Source organism: Paenibacillus sp. EKM211P (genome assembly GCF_011066175.1).
Lineage (GTDB): Bacteria > Bacillota > Bacilli > Paenibacillales > Paenibacillaceae > Paenibacillus > Paenibacillus polymyxa.
This window is the reverse complement of the sequence record NZ_JAAMNS010000010.1, coordinates 35,837-53,636: the sequence shown is the minus strand read 5'-3', so window position 1 is coordinate 53,636 and position 17,800 is coordinate 35,837. Positions and strand designations below refer to the sequence as shown.

Here is a 17,800-nt window from a genome sequence, read left to right as displayed (position 1 = left end):
TTTGTCCAAAGATTTCTCACCATGAGGAACAGTTGATAATAAATAAGAGAAACTATCATTAACACATTATTGCTGCGAAAATCGCAGCTTTTTTTATTTGTAGCAATTGTGAATAATTTATCTTTCTCCAACCATTCCATATTTTTCCGAATTGACTTTATATCCAGATGTCATTATTATCTTACAGTATAAGATAAATACAGAAGGTGGTACGGCCAATGGACTATAAAGCATCGGCAACCGAACTATTCGAGTGTATCGTCAAATCGCGCAAACCGGCATTAGAGGAACGAGTGCATTTCTCTCGTGGTGAAATGGGAATTCTCATTGCTTTGAGTCATCAGGACGGGGTTACTTCGGGCCATTTGAGCGAATACTTGTCCGTCAGTACGGGACGGATAGCAACGGCGCTGAAAAGTTTGGAGAAGAAAGGGTTGGTTGTACGCCGTACGGATGCTAACGACAAACGTAAGGTGATTGTATTCATTACGGATTCAGGCAAGCAATTTATGATGGACAGGTATAACGAAGGAGTCGCATGGAGCGAGAAAATTCTTCGAAAGCTGGACGAACAGGATGCCAAAGAGTTTATTCGACTCATCAAGCTTATTGTCTCTAAAAGCTAAATTCCTATGTAGAGGACGTATGCAGGATACGTTAATTGCACCAAACACCTAAGATTTTCAGATAAAGGAGAACAACAGAATGCTGAAGATATTCAAATATCTCAAGAAAAATGAATGGATGTTCGTGCTTTGCAGCTTGGCCTTCATCGTTGTGCAGGTGTGGCTGGATTTGAAGCTGCCTGATTATATGGCCGAAATTACAACCAAGCTGCAAACTGCAGGAACGCCGATGTCGGACCTGCTGATTCCCGGTATTTATATGCTGTTATGTGCTGTCGGCAGTATGATTGCATCTATTATTGTCGGCTTTTTTGCGGCAAAGGTCGCGGCAGGACTGGCCATGCGCCTGCGTGCGATGGTCTTTGACAAGGCCTTATCTTTTTCGATGGAAGAGATGAACAGCTTTTCAACAGCCAGCCTTATTACCCGCTCCACGAACGATGTTACCCAAATTCAAACGGTGGTTGCGCTGGGGTTGCAGGTGATCATCAAGGCGCCGATTCTGGCCGTGTGGGCCATTGCAAAGATCGCAGATAAAAACTGGCAGTGGACTGCCTCTACAGGAGTGGCTGTGGCTGTCCTGATCCTGATGCTGAGTGTCATTGTTATTTTTGCTCTCCCCAGTTTCCAAAAAATCCAACGTCTCACTGATAATCTGAACAGGGTAACACGTGAGCATCTGACGGGGCTTCGCGTAGTGCGCGCTTATAATGCAGATCAGTATCAGGAGGAGAAGTTTGGGCAGGCCAATACCGAATTGATGAATACAAACCTGTTTGCGAACCGGTTAATGACAATGGTTGGTCCGGGCATGACCTTTATTATGTCGGGTCTGAGTGTCTCGATTTATTGGATTGGCGCTTACCTGATTAACGGAACGGCCGTGCCGGACCGCATTTCGCTATTCTCTAATATGGTCGTATTCTCATCTTATGCGGTGCAGGTGGTCATGGCCTTTATGATGGTAAGTATGATATTCTTCCTGATGCCTCGAGCTTCGATTTCTGCCAAACGGATTATGGAGGTATTGAATACCGAATCCCGCATCATTGACGGGCATGAGACAGCTGGAGAAGAGGGCGTTATGGGTCAGGTGGAATTCCGTAATGTCAGCTTTAAATATCCGGATGCGGAGGAGCCTGTGCTTCGCAACATTAGCTTTACGGCAAAACAAGGCGAGACGGTTGCCTTTATTGGCGCAACAGGCAGCGGTAAAACCAGCGTAATCAATATGATTTCTCGTTTCTACGATGTGACTGAGGGAGAGGTGCTCGTGGATGGCGTGAATGTCAGAAACTATAAGCAGCAGACACTCCATAACAAAATCGGGTATCTCCCACAGAGAGCCGTACTTTTCAGCGGTACAGTGGCATCCAATGTTTCGTATGGCGATAACGGAAGAGCAGAAGCTTCGGAGAAACTCGTCAAAACAGCCGTGGAGATTGCCCAAGGCACGGAGTTTGTCGAAAAAATGGACGGTCAGTATCAAGGACGGATTTCACAAGGTGGAGCGAACGTGTCCGGTGGTCAAAAGCAGCGTCTGTCCATTGCGCGTGCCATCTACCGTCAGCCGGAGATTTATATCTTCGATGATTCCTTCTCGGCATTGGACTACAGAACAGACCGGATTCTGCGCTCGGCGCTTAAACAAGAAACCGGCCATGCTACGACACTCATTGTTGCTCAGCGCATAGGCACCATTAAGGACGCTGACCGGATTATCGTTCTGGACCAGGGCGAGATTGTAGGGAACGGCACACACAAAGAGCTGATGGCGAATTGCAGCACCTATCAGGAGATCGCTTATTCGCAGCTTTCGAAGGAGGAACTCGTACATGGACAAGAATGAACACACCGTCGGCAGTAAGCACATCGAAATGAAACAGCGAGGTCCCATAGGTAGAGGTCCTACGGAAGGGATGGGAACTGGTAAAAAAGCGAATGATTTTAAAAAGAACATTCGCCAGCTCTTATCCTACATCAAGGCCTATATGCCTATGATCATACTCTCAATGGTGCTGGCGCTGGCCGGTTCCGTCTTCAACGTGATTGGTCCAGATAAGCTCAGCGATATTGCCAACCTGATCCAGGAAGGAATCGTAACAGGGATTGATGTGAATGCTGTTCAGAAGATTGTTCTTGTATTGGTAGTTTTGTATGGTCTCGGCCTTATCTTTAATTATTTCCAAGGATTCATTACGGTAACCGTGTCACAGCGTCTTACAAAGAAGATGCGGACAGAGCTGTCCCGAAAAATCAATCATATGCCTTTGAAGTATTTTGATGCTACGAGCTATGGTAATGTGCTTAGCCGTGTGACCAATGATGTCGATACGATTGGACAAACGTTAAACAACAGTCTCGGCACGCTTGTCAGCGCACTGGCAACCTTTGTGGGTGCATTGATTATGATGCTATATACGAACTGGATCATGACCATTACTGGGATTGTAGCTACGCTGATCGGTTTTTCACTGATGACCGTAATTATGAAGCATTCACAGAAATATTTTGTAGCACAGCAAGCAGAGCTTGGCCAGATCAACGGTCATATCGAAGAAACCTATGCTGGGCATAACGTAGTCAAGGTATATAACGGAGAAAAAGCAGCCAAAGAAGTGTTTCATGGCATTAATGGCCGCTTGTATACAAATGCATGGAAATCCCAGTTCATGTCTGGCCTGATGATGCCGGTTATGATGTTCATCGGGAATTTCGGTTATGTTGCGGTCTGTATCGTGGGCGCTTTGCTGGTGAACCAACATGTTATAACGATCGGAACTATCGTGGCCTTTATGGTGTATATTCGTCTGTTTACACAGCCTTTGTCACAGTTGGCGCAGGCTGCAACCAATTTGCAATCGGCGGCAGCTGCTAGTGAACGTGTATTCGAATTTCTGGGTGAAGAAGAATTGGTGGATGAGAGCGACAAGACCATGAAGCTGGATAACGCCAAAGGGGATGTCGAATTTAAGCATGTCCGTTTCGGTTATAATGAAGACCATATGATTATCAAAGATTTCTCTATGAAAGCTGAAGCTGGTCAGAAAATTGCCATTGTTGGCCCTACAGGTGCCGGTAAGACGACGCTCGTGAATTTGCTCATGCGGTTCTATGAGCTGAACGGAGGGGAAATTTATATTGATGGAACTCCGATCAGCCAATTAACACGTGAGAATGTTCATAAATTATTCTGCATGGTACTGCAGGATACATGGCTGTTTGAAGGAACGATTCGTGAGAATATCGTCTTTTCCAAAGAGCATGTTACCGATGAACAGGTAGAAGCCGCATGTAGAGCAGTGGGTCTGCATAGCTTCCTTAAAACTTTACCGCAGGGTTATGATACAGTGCTAGACGACAAAGCTAATCTCTCTGCCGGTCAAAAGCAATTGATTACCATTGCAAGAGCCATGATTGAAGATGCGCCCATGCTCATTCTGGACGAGGCCACAAGTTCGGTCGATACGCGTACGGAGTTACTGATTCAACAAGCGATGGACCGACTTACTGTTGGGAAAACCTCCTTTGTGATTGCCCACCGTCTCTCAACGATTAAGAACGCCGATCTGATTCTGGTTATGAAGGACGGTAACATTATTGAAACGGGTAATCATGAGGAATTGCTAGGTAAAAACGGATTCTATGCCGATTTATACAACAGCCAGTTTGAACATGTATCCTGAAAAGTACAATTTTAGGGAAACACGATAGGAATCATCAATATCATATCAGGGTAAAAATGAAACGTGTTTGGATGACCCCTTCAAAGGGCGACCCAGACACGTTTTTTTATAAACTACTCAGTTGTAAGATATCGCAATTGTAATGTTATCCTCTCTAACCTTTTTGGTATAATGAGTCCAAATTGGAGTTGAGGAGTGAAAACAGATTGTCTGGTGTAATTTCTAAGGCTGTTCAAATTTTGGATTTGCTGCTTCCGCAAGGCACTGAGAAAGATATGAGTGTGACGGAAATAAGCAAAGCGTTAAATATGCCGGTGCAGAGCGTGCATCGCTTGCTTACCTCATTAGCGGAACATGGCTTTGTGGCCCAAAATACAAAGACGAAACGTTACAAGCTTGGTCTGTCCATTATGAAGTACGGTTTTTTAATGTGGGACAGTTTAATGTTGCGTACCATCGCAAGACCTTTTATGGAGGAGATATCGAAACAAACAAAGGAGACTGTATATTTATCGGTTCGAGAAAATGCAGAAGGAATTTACATTGATTCTGTCGACTCACCACAAGTCTTGAAAATATCAGAACCCATTGGGCTGCGTTTGCCATTGTTTATAGGAGCCTCTAATCGAGTTATTCTGGCTTTCCTGAACCCAATGCTGCAAAAAACAATCATGGATTCCTTCGAATGGAGTGAGGCTACTTCTTTAAAAGCATTTTTACGAAAAGATGTCGAACAAGAACTTTTGACGATTAAACAGAATGGATATGCTATTTCAATAAGCGAGGCAACGGAGGGAACCACAGGAATCGGCGCTCCTATCTTCTCATACGAGAACACCGTAATCGGTTCCTTGAATGTTGCTGGACCTTCGATAAGATTTGGGGAAGTTAACATCGAAAAGTATTCAAACATGGTGAAAAAGTATGCTAACCTCATATCCAACGAGCTTGGCTATCGAGGACGTGTTAGGTAGTTTGGCTTGCTTAGAAACACCTATTCATTGCACATCATCTGCCTTATCAATTCCTGTTTCGTTATTCAGGGAAGTGATGGGGAATAGTTATATTTTTTGTTATCATCCCATTATTCGGGATAATCATATTGTTAATACTGAAAAGTGAGATAATATATGATTATTCAACAAGAGGGGTGAGTGTATATGAAGATTGTTGTATTTCGTCACTTTTCATTTGACGATCCATCCGTAATCGCTTCGTGGTCCAAACATGCAGGTCACGAACTAATCGTGCAGGATCCTGCCCAAGGTATTGATAAGAAGTGGCTTAAAACATTAGATCTCCTTGTGATTTTGGGCGGACCCATGAGTGTTTACCAAGAAAAAGAACATCCATGGCTTATTGAGGAGAAGGCGTTTGTAAAAATTGCAATCGAAATGAAGAAAAAAGTACTAGGAATTTGTTTAGGGGCTCAGATGATATCGGAGGTTTTAGGAGGATCCGTATTTCCAAACCGCGAAAAGGAAATTGGCTGGCATGGCTTCCATAGGACGCAAGAATACCATGCATGGTTAGCTAAAATTCCCGAAAAATTCACTTCATTCGCTTGGCATGGAGATACGTTCACGTTGCCTGATGGGGCCCAGCATCTCATTTACTCCGAAGCTTGTGAGAATCAAGCCTTTGCGTATGGAGAACATGTTCTAGGTTTGCAGTTTCATTTGGAATCTACCACTGATTGTATCCAGCAAATGCTTGCAAATTGGTCGCATGAGCTTTGGGATGCACCGTTTATTCAAACCACTTCCTTGATCAGAGAAGGTATAGATCATTGTGAGCAATCAAAAATGTTATTGTGGGGAATTCTGGACCAAATTGCGTTAGCCGCTTAGGAAGCGATAAATCAACATGGGAATGGGATCGGGAGCTGCACGAATACAAATTGCCTTGGGGGTAGTTTCATTACAAGCTTGGCACAAAAACGATTCGATTTGTACAAAGTATCCATCACACGACAAATATGTTCGGTACTTCCACTGTGTCAATATTCACTCCATTATTTAAGGTCAAGTCGCCAAAACTTAAAAAAATAGCAAGTCTTCCTGCCACATGGAGACTTGCTATTTTGTGTTTTCGGGTCAATACATTTTACAAAAGTAATGGTCCAAAAGTTATAAATTCTCTAAAAATCTAAACTTTTAATGAAAAATCAAAACGTTTCTATTAATAAAAAAATAAAATTTATAGCTGAAATGAGAGAATATTTAATTTAAATAGAAATTTCAAGAGAAAATTTAAAGAAAATTCCGCTTGGAAAATAGTTCAAAAGAGCTAAAAAAATTACTATCTATTTAAAAAGTGAAGAGTTATTAATTTTGAATTAATTCAGCTTGAGTAAATAAATACCATGATTTAGGTAGTTAAAGATAATCGCTGAAAAAGTTGAAAATTGTCGGATGGTGTCGGGAACGGTTTGTTACATTTGTGTTAATGATATGTAATGTAAAATTTGTTTTGGTGCAAGGGGTTTGGAGTTTCATGCAAGCATACATCATTTTTATTTTATCGGTTATAAAATCAAAAATTTTGTTCTAAATCACATTAACTTGTCATGCTTAGTATTCAATTTAATAAAAAAGTGCAATTCTTGCATTTAAAGATATAAATATAATAGAATAATATGGGCTGTTTATTAATTTTATGAAATCTATCAATTTGGAACTTATGTCCCATGTTAATCGGTTTTAAAGTTTGTATATTTAAAATAGCTAGAAAGTATTGGGAGTAAAGAAGATATATAAGGATTTACTGCTATATTATGGACAGAAAGAGGGTGTTAGAAATTTTTATGGCGACTCGGTCGTGTCTTGGCTTTTGAAAATCGTGATCCAATCTGACTGAGAAGACCCAGTTATTTTGTTTCACCGGACATGAGAGCATTGCCTAAAATGGCTTCATAAGTACATAAGCTGTTTTCTTTTGTAGACACTGTAGGGAGCACTGACTGTATCCAAAAATCATGGCAGTTGTATAAACAAGACTGCAAGATTATCTGTCCATAGCATCATTCCGGTAAATCTGTCCCATATCTTCCGTATTCCAAAGACAAATCCTATTTATTCAGATTAACCTTTCACCGAAGAGCTTCATTTGATGCAGAAAACACCTGAAGAAGTACTGTAAAATGCACGGTTAGTTCAAATGATTATGCCCGTTTGTGCACAGATTTTGAGGAGTGCGAAACGTTTCCTAGCAGCGTGGAAACTTCGCTAGCTCTTTCGATGACCGTCGCTTTTTTATCCATGTACAAAATCAGGAAGTCATAAGCGCAATCGTGAGTTTTTGCCCCCTTCAACCTAGAATTACGCTCCTAACCACGGTGCAGTAGCTCATGTGTCTCATAGCATCAATACCCTCAAGCCAAGATTTAGACAGCACACATCACGACACACTACGTTGTTAACATTGCGGCAACCGTTCTACAACCCACCACCAAGATGCACTCACAGCATAATTCAAAAATGTTCCCATTCCATGCACATATTCATACATCCAGAGTCAGAGTTTTTTCACCATGTCTGCCCGACTAAAAAAGCTTGCACTGCGAAAGTGTGAGCGAAGAAAAGAAGATGTACTTGTTTTGATCAAAACCAGCTTCTCGAAGCTCCGGGGGCTGAAGGGTACCAGCTTCCTGATAGGAGAAGGAGAAACGGTAACGATTGTCGTCGCGTGCCGTGGCGGCAAAAGCATAATTATCAAACTGCTACAACAAATATGCACACTCAGATCTTAATGGTATATCAGGAGTGGTCGCTTTTTACTGACTTCTATTGGCAATTTAATACCGGAGAAAAGGCTCGCATGACCGTTCCTTGCCAAGGGAGGTCATTTAAGCAGAGTTACTTTTACCCATATCTATTTTGCGAGGAGAGATACGTATGACTCAGCACAATGTTCAATTGTTTACATTAAGCCAGCCACAGCAACGTATTTGGTACACGGAGCTTGTGTATCCCAATCGCAACACATCTACGATTATTACCACTGTTAAAATCAAGGGAACGGTTCGCATAGATGCATTGCAGGAGGCAATGAACCGGGTGGTTGCACAAAACGATTCTTTTCGTATCAAAATCACGGTTCGGGACGGCATTCCCTATCAATATGTTGAGCCGTTTGCTGCTCAAAGCATAGAAACCCTTCAGGTTACTCCAGAGGAAGCTGAGCTATGGGTGAGTCATCATAATGCCCAGCCGTTCCCCTTACTGGATTCGCAGTTGTATCGATTTGTTATTTTGCAGCTGGGGGCAGAAGACACCTGGTTTAGTTTCAAGATGCATCATATTATTTCTGACGGCGTTACCATGGAGCAGGCCATTAATGAAATTACGGGGAACTATATGAATATTGTACATGGTACAGGTTCAGATACGCCGGTCCCAGCGAACTCATATCTCGATTTTATTCAGACGGAGCAAAGCTATGAGCAATCAGAACGCTACCAAAAGGACAAGGTGTACTGGACGGAGAAATTTGCCGACTTGCCGGAGGTTACAGGTTTAAAGTCTTACAATCCGCTCACGATAAGCACGGCTGCACACCGAGAGGTTTATACACTGGAGCACGAATTATATCGTGGTGTCACGGCTTTTTGCGAGGCGCATAACATCAGTATTTTTACATTTTTCCTGGCCGCATTGTATATTTTTTTACATAAAACGACAGGTGAACAAGATTTAACCGTTGGTACATTGTATGCTAACCGCACGTTAAAGAAGGAAAAAAATACAATGGGCATGTTCGTCAGCACTGTGGCTACACGTCTGCAAGTTGAGCCGGAATCCGAGTTGCTCACTTTTCTACACGGTGTTGGCAAGGAGCAGGCGTCCATTTTGCGGCATCAGCGTTATCCGTATAACAAAATCATGCAGGATTTGCGTGAACAGCAAAGCGGCACGGATATTGGCCGCTTGTTTGGCGTTACCATTCAGTACCGTACGCTGAGCTTCTCTCGTTTTGATGAAGCCATTCAGCAGGTACATACTGATTTCTGCGGAGATACGGTGAGCGACTTCGATATTGCCATGATAGACATGCTGGATGACGATAAACTTGTATTGCAACTGGATTATCGGACTGAGCTGTTCAGCGAGCAGGAGATCGCCCGAATTATTCGCCAATTCGTGAGTGTGGTAGAGCATATGGTGAAAGGGCCACAGAAGCGGATTCAGGAGTTGTCACTGATGAGTGACGAAGAGCGGACACAAATTATGGATGTATTTAATGCGACAGCTGTCCCCTTTCCACACGATGTGGGTATTCATGAGCTATTCGAGGAACAGGCAGAACGTTCGCCGGATCAGACAGCGGTTGTATTTGGAAATCAGAGTCTAACTTATCGGGAACTGAATGAACGATCGAATTCATTGGCACGAATCCTTCAAGTACAGGGAGTAGGACCTGACAAGCTGGTTGGCCTGATGGTACAACGCTCAGTGGAAATGATTGTAGGTCTGCTGGCCGTTCTAAAAGCAGGCGGAGCTTATGTGCCGATTGATCCCGAATTTCCGTCATCTCGTATTGAATACATGATGGAAGACAGCAAAGCGGCAGTGCTTCTGACCAGTCGTGATCTGGCAGAAGAGCACCCTTGCCATGCCAATGCTATATTTCTTGAGGATGCAGCATTGTATCAGGGAGAAAGCAGCAACCTGCAGGCGATTGCTCGCCCAGAGCATTTGGCCTACGTCATCTATACTTCTGGATCAACCGGAAATCCAAAAGGAGTTATGCTCCAGCATGGCTCGGTCCTCAACTTTAGCCTTAATCAAGGTTGTAAATCGACGCTGTCCAACAGAGGAGATCGCCCGATTTTAGAAATAACCTAACTCAACTTTCGGTGGGCCAAGCCTAGATTGTGATGTATTTAGCGGGTGGCTTTTGCTCAATAGCCCTAACAGACAGTCTGCCTTTAATTTGCTCGCCTACAATCAAACTCAACCCATTCAGGGCAAATATTATACTTAAACGGTTACGGAAAAACGTCAGTATTTCACAGAGCAAATCGGTAGGTTACATCCCTTTTGGTGTGCTCTTTTAAATTAGAATGATATTGTTATATTTGATAGAGTATGGTATGATCATTCCAAATAAATCCATTATTATGAATCGAATTACATATTAGTACTTAATATTTTATATTCTATACTTTATTCAATTAATACTGAAGTTCACAGCATAAGGACAGAGATAAGTAAGTATTGACTTCTCTTGTAGGGCGTTTCCAAACAATGATTTGTAAGCGGTTTCAAATTATTTCTATCCCTTACCACTCTTTATGTCAGTTCTCCTTGCGGGTAAAGGTCTGAGCATATTCTTAAGTTTGATAAATTTACGGATAGCTCAGCTTTAGACCATATAAAAAACGGAGGTTATGTTATGATTAGAAAATGTCTAGTTTTATTTCTTTCCTTCGCTTTATTGCTCAGCGTCTTTCCCATGCTAAATGTAGATGCTGCCAATCGACCACTGGCAAAGATACCTGGAAATTCCAATCCTCTAATGGATCATAAATTGGGAGCTGATCCCTATTCATTGGTGTATGATGGAAGAGTGTATATTTTCATGTCAAGTGATACGTACGTGTATAACAAGGATGGATCGATTAAAGAAAACGACTTCAGTGCGCTGGATCGTATCCAGGTCATATCCTCTACAGACATGGTGAACTGGACGGATCACGGAACGATACCAGTCGCAGGTGCCAACAACAAAAACAGTGGAAGAGGCATTGCCAAATGGGCCTCTAACTCTTGGGCTCCAGCAGTTGCGCATAAAAAAATAAATGGCAGAGACAAGTTCTTTTTATATTTTGCCAATGGGGGAGCAGGTATTGGTGTCCTAACAGCAGACACGCCTATCGGACCTTGGACAGATCCCCTTGGCAAAGCGCTTGTGACACATAGTACACCTGGGATGGCTGGCGTGACTTGGCTTTTTGACCCGGCTGTACTGGTAGATGATGATGGCACGGGATACCTGTATAGCGGTGGCGGAATTCCTAATGAGTCGGATCCGGCTTCCATTGCAAATCCTAAAACCGCCAGAGTCATCAAATTAGGCGCAGATATGACCAGCGTTATTGGAAGCGCCACCACTATAGACGCTCCTTACCTGTTTGAAGATTCCGGTATTCATAAATATAACGGCAAATACTACTATTCGTACTGTATCAACTTTGCCGGAACACACCCTCAACAGTACCCTGCAGGTGAAATCGGTTATATGGTTAGCGACAACCCGATGGGTCCCTTCACTTATAAAGGTCATTTCCTAAAAAATCCGTATACGTTCTTCGGCGTTGGAGGCAACAACCACCATGCTGTATTTAATTTTAAGAATGAATGGTATGTCGTATACCATGCCCAAACGGTCAGCAAGGCTCAAATTGGAGCTGGAAAAGGCTATCGCTCTCCGCATATTAATAAGCTGGTGCACAAGGAGGACGGAAGCATCTCTGAGGTGCAAGGGAATATGACAGGAATCGCTCAGCTATCCAATATGAACCCATATACCAGAGTTGAAGCGGAGACCATTGCCTGGCAAGCAGGCGTTACGACCGAACCCACACAAGCCAGTGGCGGCCCGATTAGCAATCTGAATGTGACCAACATCCATAATGGGGACTGGATCGCTGTCGGGAAGGCTGATTTTGGCTCTGCTGGAGCGAAGACATTCAAAGCTAATGTGGCCACTAATGTCGGTGGCAACATTGAAGTACGGCTTGACAGTGAAACAGGTCCTCTAGTCGGCTCCTTGAAAGTACCTTCAACTGGAGGTATGCAGACCTGGAGAGAAGTAGAGACCACGATCAATAATGCAACGGGGGTTCACAACATCTATCTGGTGTTTACTGGGTCAGGCAGCGGCAATCTGTTGAATTTGGATGCCTGGCAGTTCACTCCCAACACGGGAGGGAATACGATAACCAAGGTTGAAGCCGAGAATATGAAGATTGGCGGCACTTATGCAGGCAAGATCAGTGCACCGTTCGACGGGGTCGCTTTGTATGCCAATGCTGACTATGTATCATATTCACAGTATTTTGCCAACTCTACGCATAATATCTCAGTGCGGGGGGCTTCAAGCAATGCTGGTACTGCCAAGGTGGACTTGGTTATTGGCGGAGTAACTGTAGGTTCCTTCAATTTCACGGGCAAAACGCCGACTGTACAAACCTTGTCCAATATTACTCACGCTACTGGAGATCAGGAGATCAAACTCGCCTTGACGAGTGATGACGGCACTTGGGATGCCTACGTGGATTTTATTGAATTTTCATTATGATCGCTCATATAAACAGTAGGTGTTTTGGAGCTTTTGCAAAATCGAGGGACCCGCCCTGTTATTCCAAGAGAACGCTATTAGCGGGTAAATGTCCAGGCAAGCTCTATTATTTGGTTTTCGGCAGATCATATTACGTTTGCTGGAAACCACATTCCACAACTTTCATTCATATTTGAAATTGTCCTTGGAGGTGTATGATGAAGAAGAAGTCTTGGTTTACGCTGATGATCACAGGTGTGATTTCTCTGTTTTTTTCGGTAAGCGCATTTGCGGGGAATGTGTTCTGGGAACCATTAAGTTATTTTAATTCAAGTACTTGGCAAAAGGCAGATGGGTACTCCAATGGGCAGATGTTCAATTGCACTTGGCGTGCCAACAATGTTAACTTTACGAATGATGGAAAGCTCAAGCTGAGTTTAACGAGTCCGGCGAACAACAAATTTGATTGTGGGGAGTACCGATCAACGAACAATTACGGATATGGCCTGTACGAGGTCAGCATGAAGCCTGCTAAAAATACGGGAATTGTCTCATCCTTTTTCACGTATACAGGACCTTCCCATGGCACGCAATGGGATGAAATAGATATCGAATTTTTAGGAAAGGACACGACAAAAGTACAGTTTAACTATTATACCAATGGAGTCGGTGGGCACGAGAAAATTATCAATCTTGGCTTTGATGCTTCAACGAGCTTCCATACCTATGCTTTCGATTGGCAGCCAGGGTATATTAAATGGTACGTTGACGGTGTTCTGAAACATACAGCAACCACGAATATTCCAAGTACGCCAGGCAAAATTATGATGAATTTATGGAATGGTACCGGAGTAGATAGCTGGTTAGGGTCATATAATGGAGCAAATCCGCTGTATGCCGAATATGACTGGGTAAAATATACGAGCAATTAGTATGATTACAGCAGAAGAGGCAGCCCTATAGGGCTGCTTTTGCCTGTCCAGGGAGAGATAGCTGAATAGACCCCGCTAGGGGATTTTTTAGTTAGCATAATGATGTTATGAAAAACTTCAAAAACAGAGCGATAGCGTATTAAACGCCCTTGGAACAGGTGCCAAACTGAATATCGACAATCGATGGCATCTGGCGTTGCTATCGTACCATCGTCACCAGGTTCCGAGCGGACCAAACTTCCCAGTTTAACATGACTATTAGCCGTCTATTCTTGTAAGTGAGCCCTGTTGAAAAAGACACTGCATTAAATACTTGACTCTCCCCATTAGGGGAGACATTAAACTCAGTTTGTAAGCTAATCGATTAAAAGGAGGAAGTCAAAATGAACTTAGTTATTAGAGACATTAGAAAAGAGGATATAGAACCTATTAAAGCGATTATCGCAGATACCTGGAACGCAAAGGATTTTATCGAGGATGACGGCATAATAAATGCAGCAGTTACAATGATGTTCATAAGTCCAATATTAAATAAAAGTACTTTTGGAAGAGTAGCTACATTAGATGGAGAAGTCATTGGTGTAATTTTTGGTTCAAGAGTTGGTGAAATAACATCTTATAGATTGTTACAAGAAGATTATACAAGTGAATTGCTACAACTCTTAAATCTAAATGACATCGAACGAAAAGTATTTGTTGAACTCACCTCTATGACTAATGAGGCATACAGCAAGTTAATTAGAGGAAAAGAAGATGAGTTTCAGGGGTGCTTAGAATTCTTTGCTGTTTCTGAAGGAGCTAGAGGAAAAAAGGTAGGGAAACAATTATTTAATGAGCTCATCTCTTACTTAAAAAATACAAAAACAAATAAAATTTATGTGTATACAGATACAATGAGTAACTATGGATTCTATGATCATAATGGATTTGTCCGTCTTGATGAAGAAGTAACTGTATTTAATCTACCTAACGGCAAACTCGAAAATACAAATTTTATTTATGAATACAAGCTATAAGCTAAAAGTCAGCCCACCTTATTTATAGGGTGGGCTTTAGACTAATTTGAAATTGAGAGAAATGATTATATTGATTAAAAACATCTGTCACTAGATAAAACATATAAACCTTATTACACGTCAAACTGTTTTTCTCCAAATATTCTTTTACTAATTGAAATGTTTCAATTTCAGTATCTCCCGTGCAATTAATAGTTAAATATTCTCCTTTTGATAATTTAGATACATTAAAGGTATCTTTAAGCAATCTATAATCATCTGATGTTATTAGACGAAATACATCACTGATTTTCCAATTATCATGGTGACATGAATAAATTAATCCATACTGAAACGTTTGGACTGCCAATTCGCCTAATTTTTCATCTAACTTATCGAATGACTTTATCTCATTAAGTTCTCCAACTTGAGTAGGTAAACTTAAAAAGTATCTGTCTTTAAATGTTTGAATATTAAATCCATTGTTCATGAGTCCATCTTCAGATGAATGGATAGCTGTCTTTAATATTTCTATTTGTTTATTAAGTTGCTCTAATTTCTTTATTTCTTTATGAATTTCTTCATTTTTCTGTTCCAAGTAAAATTTAAGGTAATTAGTATCGGCTTTAGCAAATAAAGCTTTAATTTCTTTGACACTTACATTACTTTGCTTGCAAATTTTTATAATATCCAGATAGATGAATTGATTAATTGTATAATAGCGATAACCGTTTTCGGGATTAGTGTATGCAGGTATTAACAAACCAATATTATGATAATAACGTAGGGCTTTTATCGTAACATTTTTTAATCTAGAAACTTCTCCAATTGAAAAATACCTTTTATTATCCATAAATTCCTCCAATAAGTCTTATGTATGAAAGTCGTTCTCCTGATACATCAATTCCTATCTTCCTAATAAATCACAAGTTGTGTTCTTATTCAACGGGTCAAAATAGTCAAAACAGTAGCAAACCTCATTCCAGCGACATCGTCCGCAAACCGACCAACCTACGCAAGCCCCCGATGGAAAAAAGGGAATGCCCAAGCATAAAGAACGAATAGCACACAATAAATCGCATTTAAGGGATTTGAATTTGCGTTTTATCCAAAAGTTATATATAGAATATTAAAATATTGTATACTGTTCAGACTATACTTCCTTGCAACATGTAATGGGAAAGGGGGGCATTTATGTATAGAGTGGCTATTTGCGATGATGAGTACAAGCAAAGAGAGCTTGTTAAAAATATGCTGATCGCTTTATCAATCAAAACAAATATAGAATTTAAAGTTGAATTATTCGACTCAGGAGAACAACTAGTATCTCATTATCAAAACCATGAGTCTCCATTCCATATCTTAATATTGGATGTTGAAATGAATGGCATGAACGGAATTCAAACCGCCCGAAAAATAAGGAGTTTAAATCACCTAGATGAACAGATTGTTTTTTTAACGAGCTACCCTGAATATATGGTGGAAAGTTTTGACGTAGTTACATTTCAATATTTAATAAAACCGATTGCTCCCCATATCTTTGAGGAAAAAATAATAAAGCTGTGTCAATATTTTCAAGCTCTCGATAAAAAATTCGTTATCATCAAGTCAGCTTATGAGGAAGTGCTTTTAAAATATGATGATATCATTAGTATTGAAGTGGTCAAAAGCTTAACCATAAAAAATAAGCTGCATTTTGTAACCTCTACACAAACCTATGATAGCAAAGGGATTCTTTCTGATTATGCATCAGCATTAAAGGAACATAATTTTTTGCAAATTCATCGTTCGATTATTATAAATTTAATTCATGTCAAAAAATTTGCTGGCGGTGATGTTCTGATGTCAAATGATGTAAAGTTGCCTATTGGACGTTCTAAAATAAAAGAAGTTAAAGATTTGTATACCAAATTTATGATTATGAAGATGCATTAATATGATGGCATATAACTACCTGTTTCTTAACCTATGTGTCGTACTGGTGATGTGCTTTCAGGTCAATTTTTATTTCAACTCGGTTTTTGATAAGTCCAGTCGAAAGCCGAACAGAACGATGTATTTCATTATTTTCGGGTTGTTGAACTTCTTATATTTAACTGTCTATCTGACCCCTACGTTTTCCTCTATTTTGGCGTTATTTGTCATATTTAGCTTGGCTCAGTCTTATACCGTGGAAATAAAGACAAAGATCATTTTTTCCATTCTTTATGCTGTGTTGATCACCATCGTTAATCTTTTATCCCTGTATATTTTATATGCTGTAGACTCCGTTAAGATTAGCAACTATAGTCATTTGAGCGGACAGGATCACTTGATATTTTCTAAGGTTATGCTACTCAGCTGTATTATCATGTTTGCTGTCATTCAGATTATACGGCTATTCGCCAAACGCAGAACCTTCCCTTTGCAGCATCGTTACTATTTTTTATTTTTAATCGTTCCCATCATAAGTATATACCAGGTTAATGTTTTATCTGTTTATAGTGAAAAGAATATGTATTATTTTGGCTCTATTATTGGCTTTATTTCTTTAAATGTTTTTATTATATACATCTTCGATAATGTTATTGAAAAATTCCAGTTAATGCATGAAAATGCTCAACTACAACATCAGATGGACTACCAAGATGCTAACTACGAAAAAACGGTTCACAGCTTCAAAAATATAAAAAGAATCATTCATGATACACATCAACAGTTTTTGTATATTGACGAATGTATCAAGAGAAATGAATTAGCTGAGGCGAGTGAACATATTAAGATCACATTAAATAAAATCGAAGGAGCATATCAAAGGGTTAATACCGGTAATCTGGTTATAGATGCCCTTGTCACGAATAGTCTTAATATTGGACAAGCTAATGGCATAAAGGTAGATACCCAACTTAACTTATATTCACAGAAAGTAAATATTGAACGTTATGATTTATGTGTTGCTCTAGGGAATATGCTGGATAATGCCATAGAAGCATCTAAAAAGGTCAAGATTGCTGATGACAGGTACATTCTGATTAAAATACATTCCAATGAATCTGCGCTTTTCATTCACATTCTGAATCATGTGGAGAATGAAGTGGCTCATTTGCATAGTCAAAAATCAAACCTGGATGTTCATGGCATTGGCTTAACCAATATATCTAGAATATGTGATAAATACGGTGGGAATATGACCATTGAAACGAAAAATAAAGTATTCGATAATATGGTTTTATTACCATTTTATAAGGACATTCCTTAGACATCTTGTTGTTTAGGGATTGTTTTTTACGTTTAAGGGT

At 40.7% G+C, this 17,800-nt stretch carries 12 protein-coding genes; 11 read left to right on the top strand and 1 reads right to left on the bottom strand.

The features are described from left to right. The first annotated feature begins 218 nt into the window (after positions 1-218). From G9G57_RS15290 to G9G57_RS15250, 9 genes are all read left to right on the top strand, one after another. A complete protein-coding gene (locus tag G9G57_RS15290) occupies positions 219-626 on the top strand; it encodes a MarR family winged helix-turn-helix transcriptional regulator (protein WP_019687272.1) in 408 nt (135 codons plus the stop codon). A gap of 79 nt (positions 627-705) precedes the next feature. Continuing rightward, positions 706-2,475: an ABC transporter ATP-binding protein gene (locus tag G9G57_RS15285; protein ID WP_019687273.1), complete on the top strand. Its 1,770-nt coding sequence runs from the start codon at positions 706-708 to the stop codon at positions 2,473-2,475. Further along, on the top strand, positions 2,462-4,312 hold the full coding sequence (locus tag G9G57_RS15280; RefSeq protein WP_019687274.1) for an ABC transporter ATP-binding protein: 1,851 nt from the start codon (positions 2,462-2,464) through the stop codon (positions 4,310-4,312). Before G9G57_RS15285 ends, G9G57_RS15280 begins: the two co-directional genes overlap by 14 nt. 239 nt (positions 4,313-4,551) lie before the next feature. After that, positions 4,552-5,286: an IclR family transcriptional regulator gene (locus tag G9G57_RS15275; protein ID WP_230877340.1), complete on the top strand. Its 735-nt coding sequence runs from the start codon at positions 4,552-4,554 to the stop codon at positions 5,284-5,286. A gap of 186 nt (positions 5,287-5,472) precedes the next feature. Continuing rightward, on the top strand, positions 5,473-6,162 hold the full coding sequence (locus G9G57_RS15270; RefSeq protein ID WP_019687275.1) for a type 1 glutamine amidotransferase: 690 nt from the start codon (positions 5,473-5,475) through the stop codon (positions 6,160-6,162). A gap of 2,046 nt (positions 6,163-8,208) precedes the next feature. Beyond that, positions 8,209-10,158: a non-ribosomal peptide synthetase gene (locus G9G57_RS15265; RefSeq protein ID WP_019687277.1), complete on the top strand. Its 1,950-nt coding sequence runs from the start codon at positions 8,209-8,211 to the stop codon at positions 10,156-10,158. 550 nt (positions 10,159-10,708) lie between these two features. Continuing rightward, entirely contained in the window at positions 10,709-12,616 is a 1,908-nt protein-coding gene (locus tag G9G57_RS15260) for a carbohydrate-binding protein (protein ID WP_019687278.1), read from the top strand. Between the two features lie 197 nt (positions 12,617-12,813). Then, on the top strand, positions 12,814-13,527 hold the full coding sequence (gene bglS / locus G9G57_RS15255; RefSeq protein WP_017426919.1) for a beta-glucanase: 714 nt from the start codon (positions 12,814-12,816) through the stop codon (positions 13,525-13,527). A gap of 383 nt (positions 13,528-13,910) precedes the next feature. Then, the gene (locus tag G9G57_RS15250; RefSeq protein WP_019687279.1) at positions 13,911-14,543 is read left to right on the top strand and encodes a GNAT family N-acetyltransferase; all 633 of its coding nucleotides are present in this window, start codon (positions 13,911-13,913) and stop codon (positions 14,541-14,543) included. A gap of 22 nt (positions 14,544-14,565) precedes the next feature. Here G9G57_RS15250 and G9G57_RS15245 read toward each other — a convergent pair whose 3' ends face one another. After that, a complete protein-coding gene (locus G9G57_RS15245) occupies positions 14,566-15,375 on the bottom strand; it encodes a MerR family transcriptional regulator (protein ID WP_019687280.1) in 810 nt (269 codons plus the stop codon). A 341-nt stretch (positions 15,376-15,716) separates the two neighbouring features. Here G9G57_RS15245 and G9G57_RS15240 point away from each other — a divergent pair, with 341 nt between their 5' ends. Together G9G57_RS15240 and G9G57_RS15235 are read left to right on the top strand one after the other, a co-directional pair. Next, complete coding sequence (locus G9G57_RS15240) at positions 15,717-16,457, top strand: LytR/AlgR family response regulator transcription factor (RefSeq protein ID WP_019687281.1); 741 nt, start codon at positions 15,717-15,719, stop codon at positions 16,455-16,457. Between the two features lies 1 nt (position 16,458). Next, complete coding sequence (locus tag G9G57_RS15235; RefSeq protein WP_019687282.1) at positions 16,459-17,760, top strand: ATP-binding protein; 1,302 nt, start codon at positions 16,459-16,461, stop codon at positions 17,758-17,760. The last annotated feature ends 40 nt before the right edge of the window (positions 17,761-17,800 follow it).

What these genes read in the sequence shown, in the direction of transcription:
- G9G57_RS15235 (WP_019687282.1), top strand. Translation starts at nt 16,459, where the DNA reads ATGATGGCATATAACTACCTGTTTCTTAACCTATGTGTCGTACTGGTG.
- G9G57_RS15265 (WP_019687277.1), top strand. Translation starts at nt 8,209, where the DNA reads ATGACTCAGCACAATGTTCAATTGTTTACATTAAGCCAGCCACAGCAA.
- G9G57_RS15250 (WP_019687279.1), top strand. Translation starts at nt 13,911, where the DNA reads ATGAACTTAGTTATTAGAGACATTAGAAAAGAGGATATAGAACCTATT.
- bglS (WP_017426919.1), top strand. Translation starts at nt 12,814, where the DNA reads ATGAAGAAGAAGTCTTGGTTTACGCTGATGATCACAGGTGTGATTTCT.
- G9G57_RS15285 (WP_019687273.1), top strand. Translation starts at nt 706, where the DNA reads ATGCTGAAGATATTCAAATATCTCAAGAAAAATGAATGGATGTTCGTG.
- G9G57_RS15280 (WP_019687274.1), top strand. Translation starts at nt 2,462, where the DNA reads ATGGACAAGAATGAACACACCGTCGGCAGTAAGCACATCGAAATGAAA.
- G9G57_RS15245 (WP_019687280.1), bottom strand. Translation starts at nt 15,375, where the DNA reads ATGGATAATAAAAGGTATTTTTCAATTGGAGAAGTTTCTAGATTAAAA.
- G9G57_RS15270 (WP_019687275.1), top strand. Translation starts at nt 5,473, where the DNA reads ATGAAGATTGTTGTATTTCGTCACTTTTCATTTGACGATCCATCCGTA.
- G9G57_RS15260 (WP_019687278.1), top strand. Translation starts at nt 10,709, where the DNA reads ATGATTAGAAAATGTCTAGTTTTATTTCTTTCCTTCGCTTTATTGCTC.
- G9G57_RS15290 (WP_019687272.1), top strand. Translation starts at nt 219, where the DNA reads ATGGACTATAAAGCATCGGCAACCGAACTATTCGAGTGTATCGTCAAA.
- G9G57_RS15240 (WP_019687281.1), top strand. Translation starts at nt 15,717, where the DNA reads ATGTATAGAGTGGCTATTTGCGATGATGAGTACAAGCAAAGAGAGCTT.